This window comes from Candidatus Nitrosopumilus sp. bin_32a (genome assembly GCF_054095935.1).
The window spans coordinates 350,038-362,111 of the sequence record NZ_JBSWSN010000005.1; the positions used below are offsets into that span (position 1 = coordinate 350,038).

The 12,074-nt window shown below is 33.2% G+C and carries 21 protein-coding genes; 13 read left to right on the forward strand and 8 right to left on the reverse strand.

Features of this window, described 5'->3' with window-relative positions; genetic code table 11:
- The first annotated feature begins 584 nt into the window (after positions 1–584).
- The gene (locus ACW9XH_RS06980) at positions 585–797 is read left to right on the forward strand and encodes a hypothetical protein (RefSeq protein ID WP_457759918.1); all 213 of its coding nucleotides are present in this window, start codon (positions 585–587) and stop codon (positions 795–797) included.
- Positions 798–808: 11 nt separating this feature from the next.
- The gene (locus ACW9XH_RS06985; protein WP_457759919.1) at positions 809–1,030 is read left to right on the forward strand and encodes a hypothetical protein; all 222 of its coding nucleotides are present in this window, start codon (positions 809–811) and stop codon (positions 1,028–1,030) included.
- Positions 1,031–1,042: 12 nt separating this feature from the next.
- On the opposite strand, the gene ACW9XH_RS06990 is transcribed toward ACW9XH_RS06985, so the two are convergent.
- Positions 1,043–2,725: a helicase C-terminal domain-containing protein gene (locus ACW9XH_RS06990; protein WP_457760030.1), complete on the reverse strand. Its 1,683-nt coding sequence runs from the start codon at positions 2,723–2,725 to the stop codon at positions 1,043–1,045.
- Between the two features lie 96 nt (positions 2,726–2,821).
- Between ACW9XH_RS06990 and ACW9XH_RS06995 the strand changes: the two genes are divergently transcribed.
- The 3 genes from ACW9XH_RS06995 to ACW9XH_RS07005 all read left to right on the forward strand — a co-directional run bounded on the left by ACW9XH_RS06995 (position 2,822) and on the right by ACW9XH_RS07005 (position 4,057).
- Positions 2,822–3,139 carry a GIY-YIG nuclease family protein gene (locus ACW9XH_RS06995; RefSeq protein WP_457759920.1) on the forward strand — a complete coding sequence of 106 codons (318 nt, stop codon included), beginning with the start codon at positions 2,822–2,824 and terminating at the stop codon, positions 3,137–3,139.
- A 63-nt stretch (positions 3,140–3,202) separates the two neighbouring features.
- The gene (locus ACW9XH_RS07000; protein ID WP_457759921.1) at positions 3,203–3,445 is read left to right on the forward strand and encodes a hypothetical protein; all 243 of its coding nucleotides are present in this window, start codon (positions 3,203–3,205) and stop codon (positions 3,443–3,445) included.
- Positions 3,446–3,790: 345 nt separating this feature from the next.
- Positions 3,791–4,057 (forward strand): hypothetical protein, encoded by a 267-nt coding sequence (locus ACW9XH_RS07005; RefSeq protein ID WP_457759922.1) that lies wholly within the window; start codon positions 3,791–3,793, stop codon positions 4,055–4,057.
- Here ACW9XH_RS07005 and ACW9XH_RS07010 read toward each other — a convergent pair.
- From ACW9XH_RS07010 to ACW9XH_RS07025, 4 genes are all read right to left on the reverse strand, one after another.
- Positions 4,054–4,197, reverse strand: coding sequence for a hypothetical protein (locus tag ACW9XH_RS07010; protein WP_457759923.1), 144 nt, complete (start codon positions 4,195–4,197; stop codon positions 4,054–4,056). The two genes, ACW9XH_RS07005 and ACW9XH_RS07010, sit on opposite strands and share 4 nt — an antisense overlap.
- Before the next feature lie 54 nt (positions 4,198–4,251).
- Positions 4,252–4,788, reverse strand: a complete 537-nt coding sequence (locus ACW9XH_RS07015) for a hypothetical protein (protein ID WP_457759924.1) — start codon at positions 4,786–4,788, stop codon at positions 4,252–4,254.
- A 540-nt stretch (positions 4,789–5,328) separates the two neighbouring features.
- Positions 5,329–6,198 carry a matrixin family metalloprotease gene (locus ACW9XH_RS07020; RefSeq protein ID WP_457759925.1) on the reverse strand — a complete coding sequence of 290 codons (870 nt, stop codon included), beginning with the start codon at positions 6,196–6,198 and terminating at the stop codon, positions 5,329–5,331.
- Between the two features lie 244 nt (positions 6,199–6,442).
- Positions 6,443–6,697 (reverse strand): hypothetical protein, encoded by a 255-nt coding sequence (locus ACW9XH_RS07025; protein ID WP_457759926.1) that lies wholly within the window; start codon positions 6,695–6,697, stop codon positions 6,443–6,445.
- A gap of 48 nt (positions 6,698–6,745) precedes the next feature.
- On the opposite strand from ACW9XH_RS07025, the gene ACW9XH_RS07030 reads away from it, so the two are divergent.
- The 7 genes from ACW9XH_RS07030 (at position 6,746) to ACW9XH_RS07060 (ending at position 10,732) form a co-directional block, all read left to right on the forward strand.
- Positions 6,746–6,964 carry a hypothetical protein gene (locus ACW9XH_RS07030; RefSeq protein WP_457759927.1) on the forward strand — a complete coding sequence of 73 codons (219 nt, stop codon included), beginning with the start codon at positions 6,746–6,748 and terminating at the stop codon, positions 6,962–6,964.
- Positions 6,965–7,005: 41 nt separating this feature from the next.
- Entirely contained in the window at positions 7,006–7,593 is a 588-nt protein-coding gene (locus ACW9XH_RS07035) for a hypothetical protein (protein WP_457759928.1), read from the forward strand.
- A gap of 32 nt (positions 7,594–7,625) precedes the next feature.
- Entirely contained in the window at positions 7,626–7,979 is a 354-nt protein-coding gene (locus ACW9XH_RS07040) for a hypothetical protein (protein WP_457759929.1), read from the forward strand.
- Between the two features lie 100 nt (positions 7,980–8,079).
- Positions 8,080–8,226 carry a hypothetical protein gene (locus ACW9XH_RS07045; RefSeq protein ID WP_457759930.1) on the forward strand — a complete coding sequence of 49 codons (147 nt, stop codon included), beginning with the start codon at positions 8,080–8,082 and terminating at the stop codon, positions 8,224–8,226.
- Between the two features lie 183 nt (positions 8,227–8,409).
- The gene (locus ACW9XH_RS07050; protein WP_457759931.1) at positions 8,410–8,877 is read left to right on the forward strand and encodes a hypothetical protein; all 468 of its coding nucleotides are present in this window, start codon (positions 8,410–8,412) and stop codon (positions 8,875–8,877) included.
- A 610-nt stretch (positions 8,878–9,487) separates the two neighbouring features.
- Positions 9,488–10,534 (forward strand): hypothetical protein, encoded by a 1,047-nt coding sequence (locus tag ACW9XH_RS07055; RefSeq protein ID WP_457759932.1) that lies wholly within the window; start codon positions 9,488–9,490, stop codon positions 10,532–10,534.
- A gap of 42 nt (positions 10,535–10,576) precedes the next feature.
- Entirely contained in the window at positions 10,577–10,732 is a 156-nt protein-coding gene (locus tag ACW9XH_RS07060; RefSeq protein WP_457759933.1) for a hypothetical protein, read from the forward strand.
- A gap of 130 nt (positions 10,733–10,862) precedes the next feature.
- Here the strand turns inward: ACW9XH_RS07060 and ACW9XH_RS07065 are convergent, their stop codons facing one another.
- Entirely contained in the window at positions 10,863–11,090 is a 228-nt protein-coding gene (locus tag ACW9XH_RS07065) for a hypothetical protein (protein WP_457759934.1), read from the reverse strand.
- 71 nt (positions 11,091–11,161) lie between these two features.
- Between ACW9XH_RS07065 and ACW9XH_RS07070 the strand changes: the two genes are divergently transcribed.
- Positions 11,162–11,512: a hypothetical protein gene (locus ACW9XH_RS07070; protein ID WP_457759935.1), complete on the forward strand. Its 351-nt coding sequence runs from the start codon at positions 11,162–11,164 to the stop codon at positions 11,510–11,512.
- Positions 11,513–11,516: 4 nt separating this feature from the next.
- On the opposite strand, the gene ACW9XH_RS07075 is transcribed toward ACW9XH_RS07070, so the two are convergent.
- The gene (locus ACW9XH_RS07075; RefSeq protein WP_457759936.1) at positions 11,517–11,813 is read right to left on the reverse strand and encodes a rhodanese-like domain-containing protein; all 297 of its coding nucleotides are present in this window, start codon (positions 11,811–11,813) and stop codon (positions 11,517–11,519) included.
- Between the two features lie 39 nt (positions 11,814–11,852).
- Complete coding sequence (locus ACW9XH_RS07080) at positions 11,853–12,026, reverse strand: hypothetical protein (RefSeq protein WP_457759937.1); 174 nt, start codon at positions 12,024–12,026, stop codon at positions 11,853–11,855.
- Positions 12,027–12,074 lie beyond the last annotated feature (48 nt).

Sequence of the window (12,074 nt, forward strand, 5' to 3'; positions counted from 1 at the left end):
AACAGGAAAAAGAAATCAATTATGCTTATCGAATTACTGTTGTCTACTAAAGACTGATTAAATCAAGATTGTCGCCAGACATTTTCTCGGATAAATTTTAGATTCTAAAATCTTTCAGGCTCAATTTAATAGTAAAAGTTTAAAGATCGCTCATTCTAAGGGATTTAGAAGGTTAGAGATACCAGTATCTAGATTGCTGCACGTCTTGACTTTCACTTTTTAAATTCTAAAACAGGGCATTCAGACACAACACATTTACAAAAATCACACTGCTATCTGCTGTGGATTTTCTAAAAAGTGTAAAAATGAAGTGGTTGTAATTTTTACATCTCAAAAATTAACTAAAATAGGCATAAGATCAAAATTCAAAAAGAATATCATCTAACTTTGTTGGTAAATTTACAATGACTGCAAAGATCATGCTCGGTTGTAGAATATGATAAACCACAATTTGAACAAACAATAACATCTGACACGCATACTGTAGTAAAGCACATCATAAAAACCCCCTACAATCACCAATTAAACGAATAATCAAGATTGAAAATCATTAGACTTAAGTTCAAAATGAATGGATAGAAATCATGGACATTTATTCTAGCAAATTTGCGATAATTGTCATAATTGCACTTGTAAGCATTCTTTCATTGCAAGTAATGACTAACAGTAGTAATCCACGTCAAACAATTGATTCAGAAACTTGTGAATTATACATTATGGATGCTAACATTAATGCAAAAAAGTATCTTAATGAGTTTGATCAAAAATGTCTTGATTTTAAAAATTTAAACCCATAGAAAATTAATTAATGAAGCCAATACAACAGCGAATCATGGAAGGCCCGTCTGAAATAAATTCAGTGTTTTGGAATGAGGATAAAAAATCATGGGATTATAAAATAATCAAAGTTGATGAATATTTTGGATTTTCAGAATGCCAACAATGCAGGAAACCAATGTCACATAACATAAAATCGGGAGGAGAATTCAAAATGGTTTATGTCAAATGTGCATGTGCAGAAAGAAAATAATTAATTTAGAAATTAGACATCATCCATTCCTAAAACATCATAGTATGCCTTTGGAATCATTTGCTGACCCTTGAAAAATACATTATTCACAGCAGTGTCCAAAACATATGTTTTTGCCCAATCATCATCACTTCTAATTGAACGGCCAAATCCCTGTAAAATTTTGGTCAAAGTTTGGGATGTATACCAGGAAGGGAATTTATTCATTTTAGCTTTTGTTCTCTTTTCAGTGTAATTTGGATATGGAACTTTGGCAATAATTTGAAATCTAGACAAATCATCTTTCAAATCAACACCTTCCCAAAGAGAAGAAGAAAGCAAAACGCCGGTAGGATCAGATGCGTGCTCAGAAATCACCTCATCCTGTGTTTTGTCATCTTTATTTCTACTATGACAGAGTCTAATTCTTTGAGTATTTTTTGGAGAAAGATATCTGAGAATTTTTTGACAACGTGGAATTGACGATGTGAGAATCAATCCACGTTCGTTTGAATGCTCATCCATGATCCTATCAATTGTTTTGATAACTTCAAGCTCGTCCTCATCAGTAGAACCATAGCTGAGTCGCTTAATATTGAGAAGATCAATGCTTCGATGTTCAATTGGAAATGGAGATTTCGGAGTATCAACAAAAGCGACGTCGTCTTTTTCCAACCCCATGTTTTCACAGAAACTAATTTTATCAATAGTTGCAGACATGAACAACTGGTATTCAGTTTCAAAAAATGCATTTGCAAACTTTGAAACATCGATTGGTTTTACAGAAATAGTCCTAAAATTTCCATTCAAATCTTTAACAGGATCATTTACAACAAAATTATCCTTATCAGTCATGATATCTATTTTTGCTTGTGCAGATCTGTCATGTCTTCGCTCCAATCCTGTAATTAATTCATAGTCAGGATTATTTTGAAATGCAGGGCTTTCTTTGATGTCTTTAATTTTTTTAGCATATGAATATGCCATGTCATCAGTTAACTGAATCATTGAATCCAAGTCTGTAAAATCATATTTTTCTGAATTAAGATTACATTCATCAACTTGTCCTGCAAAAATATCAAATCCCACAAACTGAATTATCTGATCCTCAATTTTATGAGCCTCATCAAAGACAGTCACTTTCCTATCCAGATAATCTTCAAAGAGTTTTTTGTTAAATTTCATAATGGTAAAAAATGCATGATAATTCCACAGAGAGTGCTTGGAGACCAGGGCATCGTATTTTTGCATGTAATAGTGGCATGACTGTGTATCAGTAGTGTTTTCCTCAACTTGTTTTATCGTAGGCTTGAATTTGCAAACCTCAAAAACTTCTTTACCATTTTTTGAGACTCTTTCTTGACATTCTCCTTTATCACATGTTAGACCCCACCTCATAGCCCTTCGGTCATTATCAACTTTTTCAGATTCCATGAGTTTGAGACATGGAAAATTTTGCTTACCTTTTACAGGTTTTAGAAATGGAATATCTTTGATGTATTGATCCTGAAGATGTTTTGATGCAGTTACAGTAAAGGAACTATCAAAGTAATTTGAGATAGTTGCCCCAACAAGAGATTTTCCAACTCCAGTAGGTGCACATAAAATGATTTTTTTAAATCCTGATTTTAATTTCTCTTCTATTTGTGAAATGATCTCTTTTTGTATTTCTCTAGGAGTAAAATGATCTGGAAATTTTTCTAATAAAGACAGGATTACATCTTTTTTTCCTCAGTATTAAAAGCATAAGGGTTATTGGAGTATCAATAAGATAGCAATCTAGTTTAATATCTAGTACCATTATCTTAGATCATGGAATTATTAGATGACAAGATGAGGGTTTGGACAGACAGTTCCCAATATGTGAAAAAAAATCCAGGAGTGTATGTTTTGTATAATAGAAATAAAGATCCAATATACATTGGAGAAACAGATAATCTAGAAGAAAGATTTGCAAAATATGTAGAGACTGAATTTGAGGGAGATGAATGTAAACAAAAAACATCATTTTATCAAAGAGTATTTGCAGAGAATCCCAAAGAGATGCAATTGCAATTAATTGATGACTTCAAAAATCAAACTGGCGACATCCCTGTGTGTAATTCTGAGATCAAGTTAGAAACACACTAGATGAGTTCACTGCATTGCAATGTATACTTACTTGATTAATAGAAAAATACATCATTTTGTTTCATGTCAAACGCAATGATTTATGTTGGAATTGCCGTGGGTGTTTTAGCAATGGCTGGCGCCATCATTTACGGTACTGAAAACCAAAAAAATTATGTTCCTGAAGATGCAGTGCTATCACAAGCAGCAGAACAAGGATTGTTACCTAAAACCGGTGTTCTTGGTGCCGATTTGAATAAGGAAAAGTGGCATGAAGATCCTTTCGGTGACCTTGCACAAAAAGTAAAAGAGCAAAACGGTAGATAATCTATCCGATTATCACCACACATTATTTTCAATATTTTTAATATTCAATATCATTACACACCATAGGAACAAATTTTACGTATTTTTCAAGAAACCAATTTAACTTAGATAGCGGTAATGATGTAATGCACCAGTGCTATTATTGCGAACAGTTGTTTGAATCAAAAGAAGAGCTATACGAGCATGTCGAAGTTCATTCAGACATTGAAAGAAATAAAGAAATCATGGAAAGAAAAAAACAGGCAGTAAAAAAATAAGAATTCAAGCCTAGACTAAAAAAAATAGAGCAAAGGTCAGAATTTTTCAAATTCTGGAGTGAATATAAGAATTATTTTCATGATCAATATGGATTGGGTTGAAACATTATTGCAAAAATCATGTGATAGAACTCTCACAAAAGGAGAAGTGTTGCATAGTCTTTTTCACATGATTGAGGTAAACGAAAATACATTAAATCACATTGAAACAAACAAAACAGATTTCGGTCCAGAGCTTGAGGAGTTAAAACAAACAGAAATCAGAGATTTAAATTTTCATTTAAAATATTATAGGAGCCTGGTAAATTACATTAATTCAAGTCCCGAAAATAAAATTATACAGAACAGAACTTAATCATCCCAAGATACAGTGTAAGATACAAAAGTTTTAGGCGCAGATTTTTTCTTTTCTAAACCCCATTCATTTGCAGTATGACCAGAATTACGTTCGGATAATTCATCCCAATTAAATTTAGGCAACTTTGCAGTTTTCATAAATCAAAATTATTCCGTCAGCATTTAACAAAGCAGTCCGCACTGCAAGACAGATTATGATCGCAATCGCTTAAAAATTAAATTATATTTTGATTGCTCTTCAATATTTTTACCATAATTTGTCCCATTTTGATACTGTGTAGACTTTTCATCAAAAAGAGATTGAAGTTTTTCCACTTCCTCATTAATCATTTTGCCAGAATCTTCTTTTGCAAACTGTTTTAGTTGTTCATCATTTTGGCCACGAGTTGAGAAATATTTTTTGTAAAATTTTGTTTCTAAACTTGTAATATTTTCACGTCGTACAAGTTCAGCCAGATCAAAATGTCCTTGTTCGTGAGATAGCAAGGATTCATTTGCTTCAGATGAACGTACCCAGGACAGTAAGGGATGGAATTCTGCAAAGAGAGAAAGATCATCAATCAAGAAAACAATTTTTCCATCAACATTTTCCGAATTTACAATCCAGGTGAATCTGTATTTTATCACACTATGACTGTCTTCAAATACAGCAGGATTTGATTCTGCTTGAAAATCAGACCATGAAAGCATAAAATTTGGAGACCACTCCAATGTTGTTTTTTCACCCATTACCTAGATGTATTTTTATCAGAATAAAATTATTCTTTATTTTTTAGGATTCAGATGATTTTGGAAAAAAAGTGTTTGACGGCAAATAAATTCTAGGCATGGTCGACTAAGGCAAATGTACGAAGGCCGTCAAACAGATGAATTATTTTAGATTATACCCATTAGACTAAAAGAAAACGTGTGTGCATTATGAACAAAATTATTCATGCGGAGGATTTTCAAATCTTAGCCTCAATCTTACAACATCGTAGAATGGATCGCTTTTTCAACCCTTTTTGATCAAAATTCAAGACATGGTTAATTTTAAGAATTTTTGAAAATAACAATCATTAGAAATATTGAAAGCAAGATGATTGTGGATTTGATATCTACTGTAACCCCCAAAGGGCCGATGAAAATGGTATCAAATTTACTTGCTTTCTCAATTCTAAACTATTAATCTAGGCGAGCTTCAAGATTACCATGTTGAAAAAATTTTATATTTGGATGGGAATTTCAGTATCAGCATTAATCGCAGGATTAGTTTTGTTATTTGGATAATCAGGAGATAATTTCAAAATTAGGATTGCAACCAAGTTGATTTAAAATATCGTTAATTTCTAGGATTAACTTGTTTTGTTGATCAATCAAAGCATTAACTTTCTCTGCCTGTGAATTTATTTTATCAAAAGATCGTTGGGCTTTCTCAAATTCTTTTGGAGCAAGTGTCTTCCCTTCATAGAACTCGTATTGTTTGTAATATTCATCATATTGTGATTGCTCACGTGCAATCTTGACATCCAACAATTCAATTTGAGATTTAACTTCTTTTTCTTGAGATAGCAATAGTTTTTGTCCCACGTAAAGTTCTTCAAATCTTTCAGGAATAGAATATCCCTTAGTGTCGTATTCAATTTCAGGAGATTCAGTAGAATACATCAAATGACTTTTCTCACTAGTATGACCCAACCCCATTGCATGGCCCATCTCGTGCATCAGAATATTTACAACCATATTTTCATCATTTTGTACAAAAGTAGAATTACAATCCTCTGCGCCAACAGATATATCTAAAACACAGTGACTTAGTATTCCAAACAAAACTGAGTTACATGTGGCTAAACCAGTATGAGTAACTGAAGCATATTTTTGCCATTTTATTTCAATGTTAGAGTTTTCAGATTCTATAAATTCCAAGTTCGGGTTATACTGCTCCCAAGTTTGAATTGCTTTTTTCAATGCATCAATTGGAATTTGTTTATCAGGAATATCGGGAACATCCTCAAAAGAATAGTAAATGATTTGATGGTCCTCAGAGGTGACGGCATTAGAGATTTGCTGAAAGTTTTCAATTGAAGGCGAGAATCTTTTACTAGTCTCAGTGTCGAAAGGTAACAAATCAGCATACCACGCATACCCAAAGCCAGCCAATAGTATGATTATGACAATTGCCAATTTCAATATTAAATTAAATGAATCGAAGTACCTAAAACTTTCCATTAAAATATCAGAAATAGGCTCAATTGAATTTTTTGATAAATTAAATCAACTTTTTCATACTTTTTTTTATTTTAAAATAACAATCAAAGTAGAATTATTGCCATAGAATATCTTGATATCGGTAACCGCCTACGTACTCTACATCTATTACCAATTTTATCTAGGGCTTGGATTTTTAATTTGGATGAGAGTTTTTCAAATAATCTGATTTTTGCTTATCAGAAAACAATTGATCATTTGAGGGGAACAGTTTTAGGGCATTTTGAAACGCAGGGCATAGGCAATCAATTGAAAAAAGTTCTTCGCATTTAGGACATTGAATTACAGTGTGATTTCCCCAGTCACATTCAATGTCATCAATGATTTCAAAAAGAACATCCTCATTGCAAATACAATGTAATTTATTTTGAAATTTTTCATTTTGAGACATATGCTACGCTTTAAAAAATCAAATATAATTTAATAACAACAAAGTTTTATGAATTGTATTAATTTGACAGAATGTCCAACATGTAAACTTGCAATGGAATCCCATTCTACTGAAGAGCTGATGGAATGTTGCATGAAACAAGTAGGAGGTGAATTTTCTCAAGAAGATTCAGGCACATGTCCCAATTGTAAACACGATATCAAAAGACACGCAAGCAAAGAGTTGGCAGAATGTACAATAGAATTTCTCAAATCAGGAATTAATTAGTCCAAGATAAGATTAAACAGAAGAAAAAATCATAAAAAACATTGGATCAAGTAACAAGAAAATTAATTCAGGAATATTCACCAATGTGGACTAATAAGCAGATTTGGGAATTTGAACAAATTAATGAAGAATTAACTTTTGACACAGTATATGCAGAAAGAGATAGTTTTGAATCCTGGAAAACTAAATTGGCAAATCCCGATTCAATCATTCGAGATGTTGTAGTTAGGACGTTTGAGAATTTCTTTGAAGGGTATGAATTATGGATTTCAAACAAAGATCAAGGAAAATTAGATTCAAAATATGTAGCATATCTCATGTCAGTCATGGCAGATATCATGATAGAGGAGGAAGTGTGTCTCAATTTCAGAATGGAGAATGGTTGTCTTGCGGTAAGAATTGATGAAAAAGCAGATGTAATTGACTGTAAAGAATTTTTTGAAGAATTTTATCATCTAGCAACTGGATTTAATTTTGATACAGATACAGGAATTCCAGATGATGAAACAGAAGCTGAAATGTATCTTACGCGATTACAGGAAGAATTTGATGAAAAAATGAAAAATATGTTAGGAGATAAATATTTGCCAGGCAACAATGATCCAGATACACTGCATGCAAAGGATTGAGCTAAAATACAAGATGAGAGTAAAGAAAGAGAATGTCAGAGAGAAAACAATATAGAAATTTCAAAAAAAGTGAACCTGTCCTATCAACAGAACAGAAGGTAGAGAGTTTTGTAAAGAGAAATTCGCAAAGTGGTTATTTCACCAAAGTATCAACCATATCATACAAGTTTGATGTATCAGAAGACATGACATGGAGTATTGTTGGAGAATTATTATCTGGAGATGCCTTTGAATCAATTCATGATAATCATACAGGAGAGATGAAACTATGTGAAGCTGGAAAAACATATTCCATATTAGATTTAGAACAAAAAAGAAAGAGAGAAAAATATCAAGCAAACAAAAATACTAAAGGCAAGCCCAAACCAAATAAAGCAAACTCTTAATGTTAAATTAATTTGATAAAAATTATGGATGAAGAAAATTTACCAGCCCAGTGTCATCCCATTATAAAATTAAAAAAGAAAAAAACCAAGGAGATAAAAAATGATACAGTGTAAATTGTGTGGTACTCCATTGGGAAAAGAGCCAACTACTGAAGAACTTGAAACTCATTGGAAGAAACATCATAATTGGCATTGGGAATCAAACAAAGATAAAACTCCTGAAGAGGCGTTATTGAAAAAAAGATAATCAAACGACTTGAAATAGTGGTCATTCATGGCATTCTAGATCACTAAACAAAGGCGTAAATGAATAGATAAGCACAAGGTCAGATGCAATTGTTCAATGGGGATTAGTCCATCATTGCAGAAATCATGATATTCAATGTACAAATTAGAAAGCATTAATTTGATTACATGGAGTCTAAGAATCATGTCTTTAGATATTACATGGAAGAACAACTTTTACGGAATATCTTGGGCATATGAGAAAGATAGACTAGTAGTATCCACAGTTTTTGAAGACAAAAATGAGGCCATGGCCATTGCCAAAGAGATTGAAGATTGGAGTGATAAATTTACCAGATTGACTATCATTGAAAAAGAAAACGACGAATTTGCAATTTGTTGTTATCAAGATCCTCAGATTTCAAAAAATAACAGCCACCTAGGATTGTTTCGAACTGGAATGAGACAAAGTGGAGGCTATGAGCAAGCAAAGCCAATGATTGTTGAGAAATCTCCGCTGTTACAAATTGCATATGCTGCAGATGTCAGAGACATGAATACTTATGAGCAGGTTTCACGACTAGTTCCAATGCGAAAATGCAGAATCATATCAGAGAAAGAGTTGAAGAAACAAGAGTACTATTACGAAAAAACTGCAAACTCTCAGAATTAAAGAAAGGTGAGATTCAAAAATTCTAGGATTGAATCATCACCAGGTATGGTCGGGTAAGAATAATTATTCAATTTTGATATAAAGTATCACTACTCTTTCGTACTGAGAAATCATACTGATAAATCGTTCATCGTCGTTAAATATAAAATTCTCACATGGTAGGATATGCAAGATAACAATAATCAACAAAATTGGGAAGAAGTGATTGGCCTTTCCTGGCTAATATCAGACGAATAAAATGTCTGGCAATGTTTGCAGTCCCAAATGTTGGGATAAACTGCAAAAATCCGTCTAATCAGATTTATTTTTTTTAAACTCTTGACGTCTTTTCTGGCTATTGCCGCCACCGATATTATGTCCATGAGGTAATTTCTTAGTCATACCATTATTTCCCTATCGTTCATGTATACCTTTGTAGTTTCAATTCTAACAATCACATCTACGTCTGCTGCAGTGATTACCGTGGTCGTAGTTTTGACTCAGTAAGGATGTAGCCGCAATTAGCAACAGGATTCTAATCCTGTTCTAAAGTTCTGATTCTCTCAATACGCCATTGCACCAAGTCGCCTTAATTCAAAATATTCATAAAGTAATATTTTGAGTGTATTGTGTGAAATTGACACCAAAAATCGTTCTGATTGCTTTAATTGTTTCACTATTTGGCAGTGTTTTGGAAATTTGGGGAGGGAGTTGGGACATTACCAGCCATGCAATAGGCGCACCCGAATCATTTTTCACACCGCCTCATGCAGTATTATACTCAGGGGTAGGAATATCATTAATTGCAGCAATTGTATCATTGTGGATCTTTGGGAGAGACAAAGAAATTCGCAGTGATTCATTTTCTTTGGGTCTAAAATTAATCATATTTGGAAGTGTGATTCAGATTGTAGCAGGCCCTTCAGATTATCTATGGCACGAACTTTTCGGAACAGACGGATTACTTAGTCCAACACACTTGACATTAATCACAGGGATTTTGATTCAGTCAGTGGGAATAATCGTAGGATTAACAAGAATGAGTTCATATAATTTCAAAGCACTAAAGCCCGCCATGACCGTGGGGTTTTCATCTTTGTGGTTTATTGTAATTGCATTTATCTTCCAATTCTCATTACCAATTTCTAAAGGCGAAACCATTAACTGGAATCCAGATCCGTATGTCGCAGGAATTATCCTTGCAATCACCATGCCGTTTTTCTGTACGTTGATTTTCTGGGGAGCAGCAAAATCCATGAAAAAATTTGGATGGGCAAGTGCATCATCTGCAGGACTGATAATCCTCAACGTGACTGCAAATGTGATTCCAAATGAAAATTTATGGGTGTTTCTACCATGGTTTGCAATTCCAATGATCACAGCATTAGTTGCCGATGGAATTATCAACAATAAAATTAAAGTTGGGAAATTCAGAGACGAAATGGCAGGAGCGCTAGTAGGGGCAGTATTCTTAGTGTACAGTATGCCTTTGGTTGGAATGGCATACATTCAATTTTACATATTTAGTGGAGTTTCAGGCTATTCTTTACTTCCAGAGTTTACTGAAACTTTGGCAATATTTCTAGGAATGATGAGTATTCCAGGAGCAGTAATGGGAATCATAGCAGTCAAAGTTGCAAAAAAGAAAATCACCATTCCCGTGGAATCGACTGTTTAGATTCAAGAAATAGATAAATTCAGATTTGCATAAACACAATCAATGCATTGTGATGACAAGCGAACTTTGTTCGTATTAAAAGAAAACATTGAAAAAAATTGGGAACGTCTAAGAGAGTCTAATTTTGATGAAGAGAAATTAAAAGAATTTAGCGATTTGTTAACAGATTATTTGGAATTAAAACAATCATCAGAATAGAGGAATTATAAAATTGTCAATGATCGAACACACCAAAGAATGCAAATACAGAATGGACAACGATATGCCACATGCCAACTGCTACTGTCAATGCCATAAAATTATCATGGCAGAATCATCCAAATTAGATTCAAGGACTTTTTGATTCGGGCTCAAAACTATCTATGATATCAGTTATACTAGCAAGCAATGCCTTTTTGATTTCATCTTGACTCATGCCAGATTTGTGCATTAATTTCATTTGATCCATTATGGAAAAATGAACCCGACCCTGAAGATAATCAACAATTCCAAATCCTTTTTTTGGAAATTCTGTCACAAATACATCATGCTCTGAAGAGCCATCAGCATCACTCATGATACCAATTTCATAAAAACCAGTTATAAAATTACCAGAATGTTCTTTAAAGCAAACAAAAAGCAATACTCATGACAGAATTTGTCCACAAACCATATGACAGAATTTACGTCAGAGACATGATAAAGCTAGACCTAGATGATCTAATCGGCATGATGTCATCGCTAGAGGCGGCAAACGCATACTGGGCGGACGGAGTATTATTTGCAAGCTTTGCAATGACAGAGTCTGAAGAATTAGCAAAAAAAGAGATGCAAAATGAAATGTTTCTCGACAAGATAATTTTTGCAGTTTATGAAAAATATACAAAAACAGTAAAGTCATCTACCAACTTGGAAATAGGAGTGTTAAATATGCAAAAAAGCAAGCTTTACAAAGATTTGATTACCTGGCTTAAAACCCAAGCAATATGGAATGAATAAAAAATCAAGATTGATTCCATGAAGGATAGCCACCCTCCAAAGTAATTGCATTGAATCCCTCTTTTACCAGTTCATCAGCTGCAATGTTTCCTCTGTAGCCGGTTCCACAATAGGTACAAATTTTCTTGTCCCTGAGGTCTTCAATTTGTTTTTTCTTTGCATTTCTAATGCTCAATCCCAAAGGCATGTGAATAGAGTCTTCAATTTTTCCACCCTCTAGTTCATCAGATTCTCGGACATCGATGATTACAAAATCATTTTTTTGTGACATTAGTTCTTTTGCAGTAATTGTATCTGCCATGAATAATTTTAGTTACACTATAATTTATTTCTGTGTTATCTAGTTGGCAATAGAAGTTTTATCAATTCTACTCATTACACATTCAGAGTGAATTTGTTCTTCAGTAACATAGCCACACTCATGACAATAAAATTGGTTTTCCTCGTTACAAACATCACATTTTTTGTTAACTTCCAATTCATTACCACATCGTCTGCATGAATCTTGTTTCATAGTTTAGCACACATATTGATTAATTTAAAGAGTATGAAAATTAGAGAC